Genomic DNA, 19,876 nt, shown 5'->3' on the forward strand with positions numbered 1-19,876 from the left:
TTCCAAAAGTACTCTTTTTTCTTAATAATAAAATTAAATTTTTGTTAAATAATCTATTTTTGTTGAAAAATTAGTATTTTCGTTAAAAACATTTGTCTCTTAGCGTATTATTCAACAACATCTAACTCTACTTTCAAGTTATTTATGATAAATTCTTGACGTTCAGGCGTGTTGTTTCCCATATAAAATTCCAATAATTTTTCTATACTAAGTGCTTTATCAAGCATTACAGGGTCTAAGCGCATATCTGAACCGATAAAATTTTTGAATTCGTCTGGTGAAATCTCTCCCAAACCTTTAAATCGAGTAATTTCTGGATTTCGCAATTTCATAATGGCATCTATACGTTCCTCATCACTATAACAATAAATTGTTTCTTTTTTATTTCGCACACGGAAAAGAGGCGTTTGCAATATATAAACATGTCCTTCTTTAATCAATTCGGGGAAAAATTGTAAGAAAAACGTAATCAAAAGTAAGCGAATATGCATACCATCTACATCGGCATCTGTAGCAATAACAATATTATTATATCGAAGATCTTCCATTGAATCTTCTATATTTAAAGCCGCTTGAAGCAGATTAAATTCTTCGTTTTCATACACTATTTTTTTCGTTTTCCCATATGTATTGAGTGGTTTTCCTCGAAGACTAAAAACTGCCTGTGTATTAACATCGCGTGACTTGGTAATAGAACCTGAAGCCGAATCTCCCTCAGTAATAAAAAGTGTGCTTTCTAAACTTCTTTCTTCTTTACTATCATTCAAATGAATTCGGCAATCACGCAGTTTTCGATTATGTAGGCTAGCTTTTTTGGCACGTTCGCGAGCTAATTTACGTATTCCTGAAAGTTCTTTACGCTCCCTCTCGGCTTGGATAATTTTACGTTGAATTTCATCGGCAATAGCTTCATTTTTATGTAAAAAATTATCTAATTGTGTTTGAATAAAATTCAAAATATAGGTACGTACCGAAGGTTTTCCATCTCCCATTTCGGTAGAACCCAATTTGGTCTTGGTTTGACTTTCAAAAACAGGTTCCATCACTTTGACCGAGATAGCTGCAATGATAGATTTTCGAATATCGGAAGCATCATAATCTTTTTTGAAAAATTGACGTAATGTCAGTACAATTGCCTCACGAAAAGCCGTTAAATGCGTTCCTCCTTGTGTTGTATTTTGTCCATTGACAAACGAATAATATTGTTCGTTGTACTGTGATTTGCTATGAGTTAGCGCTATTTCAATATCATTGCCTGTCAAATGAACAATCGGATAGCGAAAATCTTCTTGATTATTATCATCTATGAGCAAATCTTTCAATCCGTTTTCAGAAAAATATTTCTCTCCGTTATAAACAATGGTAAGCCCCGGATTCAGATATACGTAATTGCGAAGCATCTTTACTACGTATTCGTTTCTGAACTTATAATTTTTAAATATTTGTACATCGGGAGTGAAAACAACTTTTGTCCCGCGTCTGCTTTTAGATTCTTCTACATTGCCTTCGTGGAGTAATTCTCCTTGTTGGAATTCGGCTGATTTTTGCTGATTATCTCGAATCGATTCTACTTTAAAATATGACGAAAGTGCATTAACAGCCTTTGTACCAACGCCATTAAGTCCTACTGATTTCTTAAAGGCTCGTGAGTCATATTTTCCTCCGGTATTCATTTTGGAAACAACATCAACGAGTTTGCCCAGAGGAATTCCACGTCCGTAATCACGTACAGAAACCGTGCCTTCTTCTATTTTGACTTCAATGGTTTTTCCTGCACCCATTACAAACTCATCAATGCAGTTGTCAATAACCTCTTTGAGTAAGATATAAATTCCGTCATCGACAGAAGAGCCATCTCCAAGCTTACCGATATACATTCCGGGACGCATACGAATATGTTCCTTCCAGTCTAATGATTTAATATTATCTTCGTTATATTGTATGGCTTCCAATGACATAATTTTATTGTTGAAGTTGGGCAAAGATACGAAAAAACACGAATTATAAAACTGATTTTTTATCTTTTTTTATAAAAAAGTTGCTCGTATCATTCGGTGATTTGTGTTCAGGTCTTTTTTTAATTCTATATTCTTATAATTTTTGTATGAAAGTAGCTCAGACATTTCATTTGCGAGATATTGATTGATTTCAAAGAAAAGGAATCCGTTTTCTGATAGATTATTTTTTGCAAAATCGGCTATTTTATTATAAAAAATAAGTGGATTTTCATCAGGTACAAATAAAGCTAAGTGTGGTTCATATTCAAGAACATTCTTTGCAATTTGTTTTTTTTCTGATTCACGCACGTAAGGAGGATTTGATACAATAATATCGAATATATAAGGTAGTTTTTCTATTTTCATAATATCTTCATTTATAAAAGTAACTGAAATAGAATTTTTTTCAGCATTCTTTTTAGCTATTTGAAGTGCTTTATTTGAAATATCTAATGCAAAAACTTGTGCATTGGGTAAGTTTTTAGCTAAAGAAACTGAAATACAACCACTTCCTGTTCCGATATCTAATATTTTGGTACATTTTTCTTTATTTGTAGAACGAATAATCCAATCTACTAATTCTTCTGTTTCTTGTCGAGGTATCAATACATTTTCATCAACATAGAAAGAAAGTCCATAGAAGTGAGCTTCACTTAGTATATATTGTATGGGTTTATTTTGTTGTAATTCTTTTATTGTATTAGTAAAAATATTATATTGCAAAGTAGAAATTTCTTTTTCTGTATCTAAAAAATACTTTATTTTAGATAGATTTAAATATTTTTCAAGTAATTTAAAAAAAATAATATCTATTTCTTGTTTTGAATAAACTGATTTTAATTCATTTTGAAATAGAATTTTTAATTTTGAAAGTTTCATTTTTATATTTTTATATCATTTTAAAAAAATTCATTAAAAAAATAAAAAAATCTATCTGAAAAAACAAAAAGTAAAGATAGATTATCAAAAAAATCATCTCATTTTCTTTTATTTCTATATAGAAAAAATAAAAATCCATATAGTTTTCATAAAAAACATTATGGATTTTTATTATTTTTATCTTGATTTCTTTTAAAAATACCTCGAATAAGTTGTTTGAAAGTATTAAAATCAACTCTGTAAGTAAGACCAACTCCTTGTGTATATCCAATTTTATCTAAGAAATATTGTTGAACATCATTCTCACGATTGAATATCTTTGCACTAAGTGTTCCATCTTTATTTAATAGAAATTGTATTTCAAAATCACCTGCAATCGCTGTTTGTGTAACTCCTCCAACGGGTATTCCTACTTTACCATTGAGTAATACACGTTCGTTAATTTGTGTTGAAAGTGTAATACCCAATCTATCACCTGTATTATAAGCTTGTTCAGCATTAACAGTTCCTGTTTCATAACTAAGACCTAAGTTTAGTTTATCATCATCTCCTGAAAGAAGTTGATTGAATATTCCCGCAGCTGTTTCTAACATATTATAAGAAACAATTTTGTCTCCGGCAGATGTATCACTTAAAAAATTACCTTGTAATAAAAGTGCAAAAGCTTGTAATTGTTTTTTATCAGTATCTTTTAATCGATAATTAAGTTCAGAAACAAGACTTGAATTACTATCAGGGAAATTTATATCAAAAATAGTTTGTGGTTGAGCTAAACTACCTTCTAAACTAACTTCAACTTGAGTTTGTATTTTACGATTATATTGATTTGATTCTAATAAAGTAGATGGATTAGCATACAAAGAATATACTGCTTTCAGGTTAGAAAGTTCTGCATTAAGCGGGTCGCCATTCCACGTAATTGAACCTCCGGGCAATACACGAAACTTCTTGTCGATAATGCCTTCATATTTAAAATTGTATTCTCCTGAAATAGTCAGAAAGTCTCCCCACATATTGAACTTGCCATCGGTATTTATCTCAAAGAGTAACGTTCCTGCGCCCTTGCCAATTAAATTACTACCTGTCTTAGGGTCAATAATGATTTCAACTTCGGTATTTGGAAGAATATCCAAATCAAAATCCATCTCAAAACCTTGAAAAGTCTTCATCTGCGAAGTTTGTTCAATGTCATTTTTCTTCTTTTCAACAAAGTCAATAAAAGAATCATCACCAACTGTGTGTGTATTGCTTAGGGGAATTTTAAATTTTGTCCCATCTGCGGTTGATGCTTGCACCTTTAAACGAATATCCTTCACATTTCCTGTCAAATCAACCTTGCCTTTTATGAATCCCGTCCCGTAAAACAATTCGTTATGCTCAGCTTGTGTGTTTAGCACCAAGAAACGATTGTTTTTCGTGTTCAAATGCAAGTCCAGAAACCAATCTACAAATTTTTTATGATAGATTTTTCCGCTAAGCACCGCCTGAGTTTTATAAACCACATCAATTACTTTTATTTCATTGAAGATAAAATCATTTCCTTTTAGCGAAATAGATGCATCGGGGTCAAAATCCATATCAATATTCAGATACGGCACGCCCATTCCAGCTTTTTCTAATGAGAATTCTCCTTCTATCTTCGGATTAGTTACCATACCCGAAATATGAGCTGAACCCGTCATATATCCACGTACATTATTGAGTATTCCATCTGCCAAAGCTCCAAAAGGAGCTAAATTGAGCCGTTTCAGACTTGTATCAAGACTTAAATAAGTTCCATTATCTCGTATTTGAATATCACCAATAGTTCTGAAACCTTCTCCTTGTCCATTTATAAATTGCGTATTTACTTTGAAAGCTGATAAATCTTCATTTCCATCAATACCCATTTCTAAATCTCCCATCAAATAATCATTGATAGTAAAATTACTAATTACCAAATCTGAAGAAGGAAAATACTTATTTCGTTGTTGAATTAAAGATAAATGACCATTGAGCGCCCCCGAAAAATTAAGCCCTTCTATGCTCGGAGTAATGTCAAATAACTCAACTTTATTAAAAACCAGATGGATATCTTTGTAAGAGTTCTTGCCCATCTTCCCTCCTATCGAGATAATTTGCTCTGCTTGTTGTAACTGAAAGTTTTCTATATGAATCGAATCAAGTTTCTTGTCAAAAACCACCCGATTGTTCTTACCTTCTTTATTTACAATCCAATCTTTTCCTTTGAAATGCACAATCGATTTCTTTAAACCCACAACCGAAGACTGATTCTGGTCAAGCGTATGATAAAAATTCAAAGTATAATTATCTTCCTTCTTATTCCCACCTTTGAACTCCGTGCGAAAAAAAAGAGTATCCTTAATTGTAGCGTTAATCAGATTGAAATCGGATATATCGTATATGGAATTTTTAAATTTGTCTATCTCGAAAAACGTATTATACAACGGATTTTTATTATCTATTAACAAATTGATTTTTTCTAACTTATTTCCATAAAGGTCAATGCTTGGCGATTTAAAATTCAACTTAAAATCACCCGAATCAGCAACAATATTCCCTCGTATGAATGTGTTTTTGCCCAAAGTAACTTCCGGAAGGAATATTTCTATAATCTTATTATAAATTTTGAAATCAAATGAAAGGTATTGCCCCTTCGAAACTTTAAAAGGCTTGTAATTTGCATAAATACTCCCTATGGAATTTCTAAAAATCTTGTCCAACTCACCAAAAGCAAAGTTACCCACAACCTTTCCAGTAATAACATCTGGAGAATCAATCAGAATTGTTCTTACTTTTTTCTCATCTAAAGAAATATTTACATCAAAATCTTGAAAAGTATACCGAGTAGCATTCTTTTCGAATATGGTATTATGTATTCCTACTTTCCCTGTAATATCATCAAGTGTTTTACCTTTTACATCAAGTATAACAAGACCTTTTAGTTTTGCTATCGAATCATTCTTAATAAAACCAAGCGCTTTTAGGTCAGCATGCTCTATATCCGCTATGAAATCATATATATTTTGCTTCTTATCAAGCTGTGCAAGCCCATCTACCGACATTTTCAGATTGACATCATTTATTTTAACCTCTCCCTTGAAGTATTGTTTGACAAAATCACCTTTTACATCTATATTTGTATAATTGTAATCATTAAAAACAATTTGTTGTATCTTTCCATCAACAAATATTTTATCAATTTTGTCAAAATTCAACCCTTTTCCTACAAATTGAATATTCGATGTTATTTTTCCCAGATTATTTTGCTCAATAATTTTCCCCAAATCCAACTGATGTGTAGTCAAATACCCTTTGTATGAAGTTTTTTCCAAATTATCAAGGTCATTTAATATTCCTTCTATTGTAAAATCACCCAATTGAGAAGAAAAAGCCATATCAAGTTCTAGGTCAGTTGTTGAATAATCAATAGTTCCACTGGTTTCAAAAAAACCAAAATGGCGAACTTGTTCAGGTAAGTTTTCTCCTAACTGGACTGGCATAAGTCCTACCAAATCAGAATAAATCGAAACCAAATGTGTAATATCTCCTTTTATATGAATAGGTTTGTTTTCTTCAAATAAATTAGCCAATGTAAAATTTCCTAAAAGTTCTGTATTCTGATACCAAGCCGAAAGATTATTTATTGAAAAATTATTAAGTGTTCCTTGAACTTCTCCTTCTAATTCAATTAGTTTTTTATTAGAAAATCCATTATACAAAGGAATAATATCTTCGGTTCTTACTTTACTATTGTATATACGAGCGTGTACCTTTACATCATTTAAAAAATTATTATAACTTCCATTAGCAGAAGCAAATTTTACATCGGCTCTTATATGAGAAAAAGGAGTAATAAGCGTTGTATTATCAATAGAAATAAACGAATTTGTATATGAAAAATCGGTTTTTAAATCCGTAATTTTCAGATGTTTGTCCAAAACGAAACTTCCCGAATGAAGTTTCAGACCTATATCAGAATCTTTTATCGAAAAATCTGAAATCTCAGTAAAAAGACTATCTACAACAAGCTGTGAAGGATTTTCATTATTATAATCTAATATATGAAAATAGCTATTTTTCAAATAGATACCTTTGGCTTTCATAATAAAAGGTTCTTGTGAAGGTGGCGTACCATCATCAAAACTATTTATAAATACATCTAAATTAGAAAGTGTATCTCCTTTGTACGTATTAAGATGAAAATGTAAATCTTCACCATAAATATTTCCAAAATACAAATTACCTTTTATAAGTTTATTAAAATTGGTTATTGAAGTACGAAGCGTTCCTGCTGATATTAGCGTATCATTCTTAAAATCGTTAATTAAAACCTCTTTAAGAGAAATCATTCCAAGTACGCTTATTGAAGTTTTCCCTATGCGAATATCAATTCCATAACTTTCATTGAGTTTTTTAGTTACAAACGACGCAATTCCACTTTGCACTGGTGGTAATAGTAACAATATGAAAATCAATACTATACTCAGTACAAGTAGTTTTATAATTCGAACAATTATGTGAAAAAATTTTTTGATATCAGAAAAGGTTTTATTTTTGTGCAAAAATAATACATTTCTTAAATTAAGCAATGAATACAAACAATATTTTTATACTTTCGATAGAATCTTCGTGCGATGATACATCAGCAGCAGTATTGCAAAATCAGAAAGTACTTTCTAACATAACAGCAAGTCAAAAAGTACATCAATTATACGGAGGAGTTGTTCCTGAACTTGCCTCGCGCGCTCACGAACAAAATATCGTTCCAGTAATACAACAAGCCTTAGAACAATCTGGAATAACAAAAGAACAACTCTCAGCAATTGCTTTTACCCGAGGTCCGGGACTTATGGGGTCACTCTTGGTGGGAACTTCTTTTGCCAAGTCATTAGCTTTGGGACTTTCTATTCCGTTGATAGAGGTCAATCATATGCAAGGACACATTTTAGCTCATTTTATTGAAAACGAAAAACATAAACGTCCTACATTTCCTTTTTTAGCACTAACTATCAGCGGAGGACATACTCAAATTATTCAAGTAAACGATTATTTTTCAATGACTCTTTTGGGCGAAACCCAAGATGATGCCGTAGGTGAGGCTTTTGACAAGACTGCTAAAATACTCGGATTACCTTATCCTGGAGGACCTTTAATTGACCTATATGCTCAACAAGGTAATCCAACTGCTTTTTCTTTTCCTAAACCCAATGTTGAAGGGCTAAATTTCAGTTTTTCAGGACTGAAAACATCTATTTTGTATTTTATTCAGAAAAAAACACAAGAAAATCCAACTTTCATTGAAGAAAATTTACCTGATATTTGTGCGTCTGTACAAAATACAATTATTGAAATTATTATGTTAAAACTTCGAAAGGCAGTAGCACAAACTGGAATTACTCAAATAGCAATTGGAGGTGGTGTTTCTGCAAATTCTGGTATTCGTAATGCTCTAAATAATGAAGAAAAATATGGTTGGACGACTTTTATTCCGCGTTTTGAATATTGTACCGATAATGCCGCTATGATTGGTATTGCCGCATATTTTAAATATTTACAAAAAGATTTTGCCTCGATGGATATTACTGCACAAGCAAGAATGATGATTGATAAATCGTAATTTTTAAAAGTAATTATTCTTAAAAACGCATCACTATTTGATTTAAAAACATTACTTTTGTTGCCAAAATAAAATATTATGAATATTGCGATTGTTTGTTATCCTACCTTTGGGGGGAGTGGCGTTGTGGCTACTGAACTGGGAATTGCCTTAGCTCAAAAAGGACATCAAGTGCATTTTATCACGTATAGTCAGCCTGTAAGACTTGCCCATTTTTATAGAAATATCCATTTTCATGAAGTTCATGTAGAAGAATATCCTTTGTTTCACTATCAGCCGTATGAGTTAGCCCTTTCTAGTAAAATTGTTGAAGTGGTGAAAAAATTCGGTATTCAAATTATTCATGCACACTATGCAATTCCGCATGCATACGCTGGATATATGGCAAAACAAATCTTAAACGAAGAAGGTATTGATATTTCAATAATTACAACCTTACATGGAACTGATATTACGCTTGTTGGTAATCATCCATATTACAAAACTGCTGTAAATTTCAGTATCAATGCGTCTGATGTTGTAACTTCGGTATCAGAGAGTTTGAAAAAAGATACATTAGAATTATTCAATATCAAAAAAGAAATACACGTAATTCCCAATTTTATCAATCTGAACAAATATAAACAAATCCCTTCAGTTTGTAAACGAAGCGCCGTTGCCACTACAGACGAATTTGTTATCACTCACATTAGTAATTTCAGAAAAGTGAAACGTACACAAGATGTAGTTCGTATTTTCGAACTTATTCTACAAGAAAAACCTGCCAAACTGGTGATGGCGGGTGATGGTCCGGAACGTGAATCAACCGAAGAACTTTGTAATAAAATGGAAATTGCAGACAAAGTTATCTTCTTAGGCAATTATTTGAATATAAACGAAATACTTTGTTTTTCAGATTTGTTTTTAATTCCGTCTGAGTCAGAAAGTTTTGGGCTGGCAGCCTTAGAAGCAATGGCGATGGGTGTTCCTGTTATTTCGAGTAATGCAGGTGGACTTGGCGAGGTAAACAAAAATGGATATTCTGGGTATTTAAGCCCTATTGGAGATGTTGCTCAAATGGCACAAAAGGCACTTTCTATTTTGAGTTCGCTTGAAATTTTAAAAAAATTCAAAAAACAAGCTAAAAAACAAGCTATGCTTTTTGATGAAGAAAAAATAATTCCGATGTATGAGGATATTTATCAAAATATTATAGATAAAACTTTTTGAAAACAAGCCTTTTATTTACAAATTATATAACAGCATAAGCTATTTAATTAAAAAAAGATGCCTCTACAAAAGGCATCTTTTAAATGAAATAGTATGTAAAATAAAATAATTAGTCTTTTTTGTAGAAAGGTAGTTTTACCACTTTGGCAGGTATATTTTTATTTCTGATTTGAATAAAAATTTCACTTCCTACCGATGCGTATTGTATGGGGACATACCCTAATCCAATGCCGATACCCAACGAAGGCGACATTGTCCCACTGGTTACTTTTCCAATTACATTTCCGTCAGCATCTACAATTTGGTAATCGTGGCGCGGAATGGCTTTTTCTTTCATTTCAAAGGCAATTAACTTACGCGTAACGCCAGCTTCTTTTTGTTTTTTCAAGAAATCGGTATCAATAAAGTCTTTGGTGAATTTGGTAATCCACCCCAAGCCTGCTTCAAGTGGCGAGGTTGTATCGTCAATATCATTTCCGTAGAGACAATATCCCATCTCTAAGCGAAGTGTATCACGAGCGGCAAGTCCAATGGGTTTTATTCCATACGATTTACCCGCTTCAAATACTTTGTCCCAAAGTTTTTGGGCATCTTCATTTTTTACATATACTTCAAATCCGCCACTGCCTGTATATCCTGTTGCAGAGATAATAACCTGTGGAATTCCTGCAAAATCACCTATTGTAAAGTGATAAAATGGAATAGCTGCCAAATTGATTTGGGTAAGCGATTGCATAGCCTCTACGGCTTTGGGACCTTGAATTGCAAGCAACGAATACTGGTCTGAACAATTTTCGAGTATAGCTCCAAATGTGTTATGTTGGTTTATCCATTGCCAGTCTTTATCAATATTCGAGGCATTGACCACAAGCATATAATTTTCATCAGCAATTTTATAAATGATTAAATCATCAATTATACCTCCTTTACCATTGGGCATACAACTATATTGCGCTCGCCCATCAACTAATGTAGAAGCATCGTTGGAAGTTACCTTCTGAATAAGGTCTAAAGCTCCTTTTCCTTTGACAAAGAATTCGCCCATATGACTTACATCGAATACACCTACACCAGTGCGAACAGTCTGATGTTCGGCGTTAACCCCTTCGTATTGCACGGGCATATTGAACCCAGCAAAAGGAACCATTTTAGCTCCTAAGGCATTATGTACATCGTTTAATGTGATATTTTTCATAAAAAATCATTGTTGATAATCTGAGACCAAAGGTACAATTATTTTTTTAGATACCAATTGTTTTTTCAAAAAACTTTTTACAGCGTTCCGCATCTGTTTATTCAAAATAAAAGCGTAATTTTGCTAAATTTTTGAACTATTTCACTAATGAAACTTATAAAATATCTCTTTTGGGCTATTTGGCGCAGTTGGTTTTATACCCTTGTTTTTATACTTACAGTTACCTTGGCTCCTGTGCTACTTGTGCTTATGCTTCGAGCGCCTTGGTACGGAGCGCTGTACTTTGTAGGACGCCATTTTTGGGCTACACCTATATTGTATGGGATGGGATTTTTACCTCGTATTAAAAAACATCAGCGTCTTGAAACTTCTAAAAGTTATGTTCTTATTGCCAATCATACTAGTATGATGGATATTATGTTGATGTTTTACATCAGCAAAACACCTTTTGTTTTTGTTGGGAAAAAAGAGTTAGGCGATTTACCTATTTTTGGTTATTTTTATAAACGTGTAGCTATTTTGGTCGATAGAAATAGCCCCGAAAGCCGAAAAGCTGTCTATGCTTCTGCAAAGGAGCGTATGGACAGAGGGCTGAGTATTTGCATTTTTCCCGAAGGAGGCGTACCTGACGAAAAAGTAGTCTTAGCTCCTTTCAAAGACGGAGCTTTTCGCTTAGCGATAGATTATCAAATACCACTTGTTCCGATGATTTTTTACGATTGTAAAAAGCGCTTTCCGTTTCGATTCTTTTCAGGAAAAATGGGGATAATGCGGGCTGAAGTATTCCCTTTTATTTCTACCGAAGGATACACACAAGAGCAACGAAGTGAATTAAAAGAAAAAACCTATCGCTTTATGCTAGAAAAATTGACTCGCTAAGTATAAACACTTACCTTCTGTATAATAATTTTTAGCTTTTTTACTAAAAAAATCGCAGGCAATGTTTTTTTTGATAGAAAATAATTTTCAATCTAAATAACAACTTGCCCACGATACTTAAAAAGAAAGCATGCACAAAATTTCCGTAAGCGAATTGGGTTTGTTTACCTGTTGGTTTATTGCTCCAATTCTTGATTGATATTTCTGATTAGCCGGTCAAACTTGTCTTTGCCCTGCAAAAAAGCTAATGAGTTAATGGTCTGCATAAGTTTTTTGAACACTTCGTACATTTTACTACGTGCCACTTTGCTCACTTCCATTTTTATTATACAAAATAATATTTCTTTGAATTTAAAACTTTTATTTCCTTTTTAAAACTTTCATAACGGCGGTAATCACACCATCTTTGTTCAATCCATATTTCTTCATTAGGGCACCAGGAGTTCCTGACTCTCCAAAAGTATCATTAACGGCGACAAATTCTTGTGGAGTAGGTAATTTTTGTACCAAAACACGAGCTACACTTTCTCCTAACCCTCCGTAGTAATTATGCTCTTCGCAAGTAACAACGGCTCCTGTCTTTGTTGCTGATTTTATGACGATTTCTTCATCCAAAGGCTTGATTGTGTGAATGTTTATCACTTCCGCAGAAATGCCTTGCTTTTCTAGATCGTCGGCGGCAAGTAAAGCTTCCCAAACCAAATGCCCCGTTGCTATAATCGTAACGTCTGTACCTTCGGTTAGTTGAATTCCCTTTCCGATTTCGAATTTTTGATTTTCGGGGGTAAAATTAGCTACTGCAGGACGTCCAAAACGCAAATAAACTGGCCCAACATAGTCCGCAATGGTGATAGTCGCAGCTTTGGTCTGATTATAATCACACGGATTGATAACAACCATTCCTGGGAGCATCTTCATCAGTCCAATATCTTCTAAAATCTGATGTGTAGCCCCATCTTCTCCGAGAGTAAGACCGGCGTGCGAAGCACAAATCTTCACGTTTTTGCCCGAATAGGCTATCGACTGACGGATTTGGTCATAAACTCGTCCCGTAGAGAAGGCTGCAAATGTACCTGTAAACGGAATCTTTCCGCCAATGGTAAGCCCCGCTGCGATTCCCATCATATTGGCTTCGGCAATACCTATTTGAAAAAATCGTTCGGGATTTTCTTCAATAAATTTTTCCATTTTGAGCGAACCTATAAGGTCAGCACACAATGCTACTACATTAGGATTGGTACGCCCCAATTCCGCTAATCCTGCACCAAAACCACTACGTGTGTCCTTCTTTCCTGTGTCTGTGTATTTCATAAACTAAATGTATTTCTTTGTTTGTTATTGATTATTTGTTATTGATTATTTGTTATTTATACTATATAATTGATATAATCTTCCTTATCTTTTTCAATGTCCAAAGGAATAGTTTCTCCATCAGAAATACTTTTAACGAATGGCGAAATTTTGATTTGTTATTTTACATCATCTTCACCGAGTATCTGTAAGTAATCCGTTATCAATTGAGAAAGACTTATCTTTTTTTACTTAGCATATTTGGTAGCTTATCTATAATTGACTCGTCTACTTTTATAGTTAATATATTCATTTTAACTTAACTTTGTTTTTTCTTTTTCTTACTTCAATTCTGTCAATACTTTTTCGAGTCGCGGTAATACGTCCTTGATGTCTTGTAAGGAGCAGCCACCTACCGAAGCTCTGAACCAAGGCATTTGACGCGAATTACCAAACGCCGAGAAAGGAACTAACGCCATTCCTGCATTTTTTATGAGATAGAATACCAAGTCCGACGAATCTTGTATCGATTGGTGCTTCCCTATATAGTCGAGCTTGATTGTCAAGTACAAAGCACCCATTGGCTTGATGCTATCTACCGCAAATCCTTTCTTTTTGAGGTCTTGAATACCGCGGTGTAAGGTTTCTAAGCTGGTTTGTATCTTCGCTTTGAAGTCAGCTACAAAATCGTTTACCGAATGGGAGTCTTTCAGAAAGTCAGCCATTGCTTGTTGTTCCGGTTTGGGAGCCCACGCTCCTATGTGCGTCAGTAATGCCGCCATTTTGGAGATTACTAACGAAGGACCAAAGCACCAACCTACACGAACACCTGTCGCAGCAAAGCATTTCGATGACCCATCAATAAAAATGGTATAATCCTTCATTTCGGGCATCAAACTCACGGGGTTAAAATGTTCCTCGCCAAAGGTAAGCATTGCATAAATCTGGTCATACATTAGGTAGAGCGGTTTCTGTCCTTTGTCCCGACGTCTGTTTTCTTGAACGATTAGCTCACATATCTCTAAAAGCTGCGTTTTTGAGAACATCGTTCCGGTGGGGTTCAAAGGCGAACACAAAGCGATGAGTACCGCTTCTGAAAGGTGTGGTTTTAGCTCCTGAGCCGTAGGTAGAAAATTATTTTCCGGAAGGGTTTCTATCTCAATCTTCTGTGCCGAATTCAAATACGTATAATGGTTATTATTCCACGAAGGCACGGGATAAATTACCTTATCATTTTCATCAACAATGGTCTTAAACGTAGCGTAAATCAACGGTCTTGACCCTCCGGCGACGAGAATATCACTGGCGGGGTAGTCCAACTGATAGCGGTTCTTTAAATCTGAAGAAACGCTCTGCCGTAATGATAGCAATCCGCTGGCTGGCGGATAGTTGGTCAAGTTATCGGTGTACGCCTGTTGGATTCCATTTTTGAGAGCCAACGGAATGGGATAAATATGGGAGTCCAAATCTCCGATAGTTAGGTTTGTTATCTTCTCGCCTTTGGCTTTTAAATCATTTACCTCATTCCCAATTTTAACAATCTCAGAACCAATTAAATGTTGTGCTAATTTTGATACTTTCATTATGTTTTAACTTTTTAATTCTCCAAATCTGTAATCGTTTTTTTACCTCTCTATTTTTTGCAGTATGGAACAGTAAACTTACCAGTAGCTTTATTTCCGTTGATGGTTTCTGCTTCTATCCAAATGGTAAAACTCGTATCTGTATACTCATATTTTACACTGCTATTGAGGGCATTCATTGATTTGTTCTTAGAATTGAAAACAACATTTAGCTCATTCGATGTAGAGTTCTTTGGGATAGTTACCGAAATATAATCTACAAAATCAATAACCTTGGAATTGCAATCACTTTCGTGAGGTGTAATATTTACAAAAATAGAATTATCACTATCGAAAGCCTTTCCACCTTTTGCTGTGAAATTTTGTCCATTTGTAATCCAAGTAAGTGGACTATCATTCCTATCATCTGATGAGTTATTATTATCTTTTGAACAAGAAACGTTCAAAAATAATAGTCCCATTAACGTAATCTGTGTAATTTTCTTTAACATTGCTAATTGTTTTATATTTAATAATTTATTTTACTTAAAAATTGTAATCCAATCAATTGGTTTATAAATTGCATTTTTAGAATTCAAATACCATTTTTTACTCTGCATTTCCGTAGCCTAACATTATAGGTTATTTTCATCGCTATAGAAATAAGAAACCCATAGTTTGTAACTATTTTTGCTTATTTTTCTGCTCCGATTCCAAATGTTGGAGTAAATTCATTCGATTATTATCTTAAAATACAAAATTTATTTCCTTTATTTATACAAAACTATCCTGGGTCTTCGCTATGATACTCCATTTTGTTGATTAAATTTTTATCATTATAATAAAGTATCAAATAATCTGATAATCCACCACCTTCTATAATAGTATTTTTTTCAGTATCGGTAGTAATCTCAAATCTATCCCACTCAATAACTTCCTTTTTTAAGGAAAATTTTAATATATTGGTACTTGGAGGCAACTTTTCAAACCAACCCTCTCCATCAGTCTCTACTTTTACTTCAATAATGCCGTCTATCTGTTCTTTTTTCAATTGTGTAACTTCTCCTTTGGTAGTTCCATCACCACGAAAGTATGCGTGATAAACAAAAGTCCAGCTATCACTAAAAAAAGCACTTAAATTAGCTCCTTTTTCGAGTGTTTGTAAAAATTCAACCGTATGAGAAGGGTGGATATTGGTATCTGGAAGTATATCTTTCTCTTCACCGAACGATTTTTCTTCACTTTCAGTTATTATTTCTTCTTCTATAATATCTGAAATAGGATTTTCCTCTTCTTGAACCATCTGATTGGTTGCATTACGACACGAACTAAATAAAAAAGCTATGAAAAAGATACTAATAAAAATAGTTTTTTGCATAAAAACCTAAATTATTTTACATTTTCCAAAGTTTCTTTTTCTCCTTTGCCTTTTCTACCACTCCGAACTGCCAGAATATCAGCGTAATACTTACGGCTGTTGTTCATCACGTCCAAAACTTTTTTGTAGTACTCATCTTGCTTCACATCGGCTAAGGTTTCAATATATTTTGTCATTTTCCGATAGATGGCAGTCATCTCCTTACGCAATTCACGCGAATTTAGCGTCTCTTTTTGTAGCATCAGAAACGAGCGATGAGCAAAAACATCATTAAAAGCCTTGTTGGTCTTTTCCAGTTCGGTAACAAATTCCCCGATTCTTAGTGTTTTCACGTGCGGAGCATATTTGTCGGACTGCAATGTAGAAACTAAAGTGCTAATTAGGCTTGTTTCTTTCTCGTATCCTTCCTTGGAAGCGTTTTTATAGACGTCGATAACTATTTTCAGTGCCTCGTAAGCGTTCTTCTGAACGGCGTTCTTAGTAGCTCGATAAGGCTTAATACTATCTCTAAGTGCCTGAAAGTCGATGTCACGAACCTTGTCCAATTCGGCTATTTTTTTAGACTCTTCGGTAGCTCGGAATTGCTCAAGCGACCTATTATAGCTCGGAATTAGCTCTTTCAAACCATCGAAAAGCATCTTAAAGTCCGCATCGGTTTCTTCACTTAGTGAAGTCTTTCCAAAATCTTCATAAAATCGGGTAATAAATTGCCCAAACTCTGCCTGATGTAGCCCGTGTAAGTCTACCGTAATCAATTTGTTTGCACTCATAATAAAAAATTTTAAATTACTAATTAGTATTCTATGTTCCGAATTTCGGTTACTGAGTTGATAACCTAAAACCTACCCTCCGCACATTGGGAAGGAGATTTCGCCTCAAAGGTACTTATTTTTTTATTCAAAAACAAGCATTTAGAATGTTAAAACTCACTTTTAGCTTTATTTTTACTAATTTTTAAGATGGATACTCAATAGCTGCCACTATTAGTTATCTTCCTTGACAATTATCTTCTTAGATTCTAACCGAGTGGATAGCCAACGCTTCATTTTTTCCATTTCTGCCTTGCGGTCAGTAGCTTTTGCTTCTTTTTTCCAATGAATTCTGAATACAGGAATGGTATCAATTTTCTTAAAGTTATTTTGAAGCTCATTGGCAAACGAAACTGAAACTACATCATCATAATTTACTGAAATTTCCTTACATATCTGTTTGAATTTGGACGCCTCGCGATTGTATTTGCTAAGTACATCTACTTCTTTCTGCAATAATTTTATCTTACTCTCGCTGGACAAAAGTTGTTGCTTGCTCGTGGTGTAAAGTTCTTGCACATAATGACTTTGATCTTTCTGCTGCGTGTCGTTCAGTATGTAGAGTTTGGCATTTTTAAGATATTGATAGTTATCTTTTTGGTTATTCCAAAGTGTCTGTACTTCCTGCGATATGGGCGTATCCCCGAAAAAAACCAACTCTATGTACGGATTTCCGTCGTTATATTCCACCTTTGACAAATCCTTCAAAAAGCGTCCGTCTGTAAATTCGTAAGTCTCAATACTATTCTCGATAAAGGTATTTGCACTATTTTTAAACTGCGACACCTTCCACACTTGGTAGAATGTATATCCAGCAGGAATCATTATCAGTGTTGCTACTACGTAAGCTATTCTTGAAATTCGTTTCCTTCTGGACGAATTAGCATATACTACCATTGGGAGTTTCAATACCCGAAGCACAATAAAAGTTGCCAAACCAATAAATATCGTATTGATTAAAAATAGATATAATGCTCCAAAAGCCAATTTCCAATTACCTACCGCCAAGAAAAAACCAACTGTACAAAGTGGAGGCATCAAAGCCGTAGCAATGGCAACACCAAATATAACACTTGCCATCGTGCCGCGTTTCGCACGAGCGATAACCAATGCTAATCCTCCGAAAAAGGCAATCAACACATCGCGAATATCAGGAGTAGTTCTTGCCAGAAGTTCGGACGAAGTGTCACGAAGTGGAAACAACCAAAAAAAGATAAATGCCGATGTAACACTCAAAAAAACCATCACTCCGAAGTTCTTAACTGCTCGGCGGAGTAAATCTACATCATTGATTGCCAATGACAACGCCATACCTAAGATAGGACCCATCAGAGGCGATATTAACATCGCACCAATGATAACCGCCGTGGAGTTTGCATTCAGTCCGAGCGAAGCAATGACAATCGAGCATATCAGAATCCAAGAGGTATGTCCCTTAAAAGAAATATCATTCTTGATACTTTCGATAGTTGCTACGCGGTCGGTATCTTGCTGAATATTCATCAGCTCTCCAAAAAAGTCTTTTATCTGTTCCCAGATATTTTTCGGTTGTTCTTCTAAAGATACACGTTCTTTTGTTTCATTTGTCTGATTCATATATAGTAGTTTTTAGTTTATTTACCCTTGATTTTTTATTATTTTTTGTTCCAATCCCGAGCGAATATGAATATCCCGTTGTGGAAATGGTATCTCAATATTATGTTTTTCAAATTCCTTAAAGATAATATAGTACAGCTCACTTTTAAGTACCACAGGTTTCTGTATATAAGTAGAAGTCCAAACAACAAGCTCAAAATTTAGTGAGTTATCGCCATACTCTACAAACCAAAGGGCAGGTGCGGGGTCTTTAAGCACACCTTCGTGATTTTCGGCCACTGATAATACTATCTTTTTTACCTCTTCAGGATTTTCTTTGTATGAAACGCCTATTGGATAATGGAAACGTACCAATCTATCATTGTGCGACCAATTGGTAACATTCCCGTTGATAAACTGAGAGTTTGGCACGATTACGGAAATATTATCATTAGTGATAATTCTTGTAGAACGCATTGAAATTGCTACAACATCACCCATAATATCACCTACCTGAATGCGATCGCCGACTTTAATCGGGCGTTCAAACAAAATAATAATCCCAGAAATGAAATTATTAGTAATATTCTGCAAGCCGAACCCCAGACCGACACCCAACGCTCCTAAAAGCCAACTAAACGCCCCCAAATCAAACCCCGCTGATTTGAAAATAAACAAAAATCCAAAAAGTAGAATCAAATAGCGTATAATAGTAACAATCGCCGACCGATTTCCCTTTTCTGTAATTCGAGTAGCAAAAAATTTATGCTCCAAGAAGTAAGTAATTCGCTTAACCACAAATACAAGTACCATACTTGACACCACCAAATAGATAAGCGTAAGCAGTGTAAAATTACTTCCTTTGACATCAAATATTACAAAGTTCATTACATCTTTTAGTTTCTCTACAAAATTTATTTCCATAAAAAGATATTATTTTTATATGTTAATAATTTTATTTCTTACAATACAAATCAAAATAAACACATATAAATATATAAATCTCTATTTTGATTTAATTTTGATAGACAGAAAAATAAAAATTCTATTTATTATATCAAAATTGATACAAATACATTTTTATTTCTACCTTCCGAATATCAAATACTACATTTTAACAATTCAAATTTCTATCCGAATTTCGGAATATAGCATACTATTTTATTTTCTCCTATCCGAACTTCGGACGATATATTTCATTTTATAAAACTAAAATCATAACTTCGGACGATATGTTTTATTTTATAAATCTACGCTCCGAATCTCGGACAACATATTTCAATTTATAAAACTCCAATCAGAACTCCGGACGATATGTTTTAATTTTTATTTACTCCGTCCGGACTCCGGATAAAGTGTTTCTATTTTTATTTTTTCCTTCCGAACATCGGATAATACCTTTTTATTTTTCTAATTACTATTTTTATACAAAAAAATACAATTATATTTTTAAATATCTAAATTTACTATAAAATAGATAGTT

Annotated in this window: 15 protein-coding genes; 3 read left to right on the forward strand and 12 right to left on the reverse strand. The window is 33.8% G+C overall.

The annotated features are described in order from the left end of the window. Window positions 1-107 precede the first annotated feature (107 nt). From OO775_RS06015 to OO775_RS06025, 3 genes are all read right to left on the reverse strand, one after another. A complete protein-coding gene (locus tag OO775_RS06015) occupies window positions 108-1,958 on the reverse strand; it encodes a DNA topoisomerase IV subunit B (protein WP_373874552.1) in 1,851 nt (616 codons plus the stop codon). 69 nt (window positions 1,959-2,027) lie between these two features. Further along, window positions 2,028-2,876: a peptide chain release factor N(5)-glutamine methyltransferase gene (gene prmC, locus OO775_RS06020; RefSeq protein ID WP_264846142.1), complete on the reverse strand. Its 849-nt coding sequence runs from the start codon at window positions 2,874-2,876 to the stop codon at window positions 2,028-2,030. 158 nt (window positions 2,877-3,034) lie between these two features. Beyond that, entirely contained in the window at window positions 3,035-7,342 is a 4,308-nt protein-coding gene (locus OO775_RS06025) for a translocation/assembly module TamB domain-containing protein (RefSeq protein ID WP_264846143.1), read from the reverse strand. Between the two features lie 125 nt (window positions 7,343-7,467). Here OO775_RS06025 and tsaD point away from each other — a divergent pair, with 125 nt between their 5' ends. Together tsaD and bshA are read left to right on the forward strand one after the other, a co-directional pair. Further along, on the forward strand, window positions 7,468-8,496 hold the full coding sequence (gene tsaD / locus OO775_RS06030) for a tRNA (adenosine(37)-N6)-threonylcarbamoyltransferase complex transferase subunit TsaD (RefSeq protein ID WP_264846144.1): 1,029 nt from the start codon (window positions 7,468-7,470) through the stop codon (window positions 8,494-8,496). A gap of 78 nt (window positions 8,497-8,574) precedes the next feature. Next, window positions 8,575-9,705, forward strand: a complete 1,131-nt coding sequence (gene bshA, locus OO775_RS06035; RefSeq protein ID WP_264846145.1) for an N-acetyl-alpha-D-glucosaminyl L-malate synthase BshA — start codon at window positions 8,575-8,577, stop codon at window positions 9,703-9,705. A gap of 109 nt (window positions 9,706-9,814) precedes the next feature. Here bshA and gcvT read toward each other — a convergent pair whose 3' ends face one another. After that, window positions 9,815-10,900 (reverse strand): glycine cleavage system aminomethyltransferase GcvT, encoded by a 1,086-nt coding sequence (gene gcvT / locus OO775_RS06040; RefSeq protein WP_264846146.1) that lies wholly within the window; start codon window positions 10,898-10,900, stop codon window positions 9,815-9,817. Window positions 10,901-11,047: 147 nt separating this feature from the next. On the opposite strand from gcvT, the gene OO775_RS06045 reads away from it, so the two are divergent. Beyond that, complete coding sequence (locus OO775_RS06045; protein ID WP_264846147.1) at window positions 11,048-11,779, forward strand: lysophospholipid acyltransferase family protein; 732 nt, start codon at window positions 11,048-11,050, stop codon at window positions 11,777-11,779. Between the two features lie 176 nt (window positions 11,780-11,955). Here the strand turns inward: OO775_RS06045 and OO775_RS06050 are convergent, their stop codons facing one another. From OO775_RS06050 to OO775_RS06085, 8 genes are all read right to left on the reverse strand, one after another. Then, window positions 11,956-12,099, reverse strand: coding sequence for a hypothetical protein (locus OO775_RS06050; RefSeq protein WP_264846148.1), 144 nt, complete (start codon window positions 12,097-12,099; stop codon window positions 11,956-11,958). Between the two features lie 40 nt (window positions 12,100-12,139). Next, window positions 12,140-13,090, reverse strand: coding sequence for a transketolase family protein (locus OO775_RS06055; RefSeq protein WP_264846149.1), 951 nt, complete (start codon window positions 13,088-13,090; stop codon window positions 12,140-12,142). 320 nt (window positions 13,091-13,410) lie between these two features. Continuing rightward, window positions 13,411-14,652, reverse strand: a complete 1,242-nt coding sequence (locus tag OO775_RS06060) for a pyridoxal phosphate-dependent aminotransferase (RefSeq protein WP_264846150.1) — start codon at window positions 14,650-14,652, stop codon at window positions 13,411-13,413. A gap of 50 nt (window positions 14,653-14,702) precedes the next feature. Further along, window positions 14,703-15,143 carry a hypothetical protein gene (locus OO775_RS06065; protein WP_264846151.1) on the reverse strand — a complete coding sequence of 147 codons (441 nt, stop codon included), beginning with the start codon at window positions 15,141-15,143 and terminating at the stop codon, window positions 14,703-14,705. Window positions 15,144-15,415: 272 nt separating this feature from the next. Beyond that, on the reverse strand, window positions 15,416-16,009 hold the full coding sequence (locus OO775_RS06070) for a hypothetical protein (RefSeq protein ID WP_264846152.1): 594 nt from the start codon (window positions 16,007-16,009) through the stop codon (window positions 15,416-15,418). Window positions 16,010-16,020: 11 nt separating this feature from the next. Continuing rightward, a complete protein-coding gene (locus OO775_RS06075) occupies window positions 16,021-16,779 on the reverse strand; it encodes a DUF6261 family protein (RefSeq protein ID WP_264846153.1) in 759 nt (252 codons plus the stop codon). A 213-nt stretch (window positions 16,780-16,992) separates the two neighbouring features. Then, window positions 16,993-18,414 carry a TIGR00341 family protein gene (locus OO775_RS06080; RefSeq protein WP_264846154.1) on the reverse strand — a complete coding sequence of 474 codons (1,422 nt, stop codon included), beginning with the start codon at window positions 18,412-18,414 and terminating at the stop codon, window positions 16,993-16,995. A gap of 21 nt (window positions 18,415-18,435) precedes the next feature. After that, window positions 18,436-19,317, reverse strand: coding sequence for a mechanosensitive ion channel family protein (locus tag OO775_RS06085; protein ID WP_264846155.1), 882 nt, complete (start codon window positions 19,315-19,317; stop codon window positions 18,436-18,438). Window positions 19,318-19,876 lie beyond the last annotated feature (559 nt).

This window comes from Capnocytophaga catalasegens (assembly GCF_026005215.1).
Taxonomy (GTDB): domain Bacteria; phylum Bacteroidota; class Bacteroidia; order Flavobacteriales; family Flavobacteriaceae; genus Capnocytophaga; species Capnocytophaga catalasegens.

What these genes read in the sequence shown, in the direction of transcription:
- OO775_RS06015 (WP_373874552.1), bottom strand. Translation starts at nt 1,958, where the DNA reads ATGTCATTGGAAGCCATACAATATAACGAAGATAATATTAAATCATTA.
- prmC (WP_264846142.1), bottom strand. Translation starts at nt 2,876, where the DNA reads ATGAAACTTTCAAAATTAAAAATTCTATTTCAAAATGAATTAAAATCA.
- tsaD (WP_264846144.1), top strand. Translation starts at nt 7,468, where the DNA reads ATGAATACAAACAATATTTTTATACTTTCGATAGAATCTTCGTGCGAT.
- bshA (WP_264846145.1), top strand. Translation starts at nt 8,575, where the DNA reads ATGAATATTGCGATTGTTTGTTATCCTACCTTTGGGGGGAGTGGCGTT.
- gcvT (WP_264846146.1), bottom strand. Translation starts at nt 10,900, where the DNA reads ATGAAAAATATCACATTAAACGATGTACATAATGCCTTAGGAGCTAAA.
- OO775_RS06045 (WP_264846147.1), top strand. Translation starts at nt 11,048, where the DNA reads ATGAAACTTATAAAATATCTCTTTTGGGCTATTTGGCGCAGTTGGTTT.
- OO775_RS06050 (WP_264846148.1), bottom strand. Translation starts at nt 12,099, where the DNA reads ATGGAAGTGAGCAAAGTGGCACGTAGTAAAATGTACGAAGTGTTCAAA.
- OO775_RS06055 (WP_264846149.1), bottom strand. Translation starts at nt 13,090, where the DNA reads ATGAAATACACAGACACAGGAAAGAAGGACACACGTAGTGGTTTTGGT.
- OO775_RS06060 (WP_264846150.1), bottom strand. Translation starts at nt 14,652, where the DNA reads ATGAAAGTATCAAAATTAGCACAACATTTAATTGGTTCTGAGATTGTT.
- OO775_RS06065 (WP_264846151.1), bottom strand. Translation starts at nt 15,143, where the DNA reads ATGTTAAAGAAAATTACACAGATTACGTTAATGGGACTATTATTTTTG.
- OO775_RS06070 (WP_264846152.1), bottom strand. Translation starts at nt 16,009, where the DNA reads ATGCAAAAAACTATTTTTATTAGTATCTTTTTCATAGCTTTTTTATTT.
- OO775_RS06075 (WP_264846153.1), bottom strand. Translation starts at nt 16,779, where the DNA reads ATGAGTGCAAACAAATTGATTACGGTAGACTTACACGGGCTACATCAG.
- OO775_RS06080 (WP_264846154.1), bottom strand. Translation starts at nt 18,414, where the DNA reads ATGAATCAGACAAATGAAACAAAAGAACGTGTATCTTTAGAAGAACAA.
- OO775_RS06085 (WP_264846155.1), bottom strand. Translation starts at nt 19,317, where the DNA reads ATGGAAATAAATTTTGTAGAGAAACTAAAAGATGTAATGAACTTTGTA.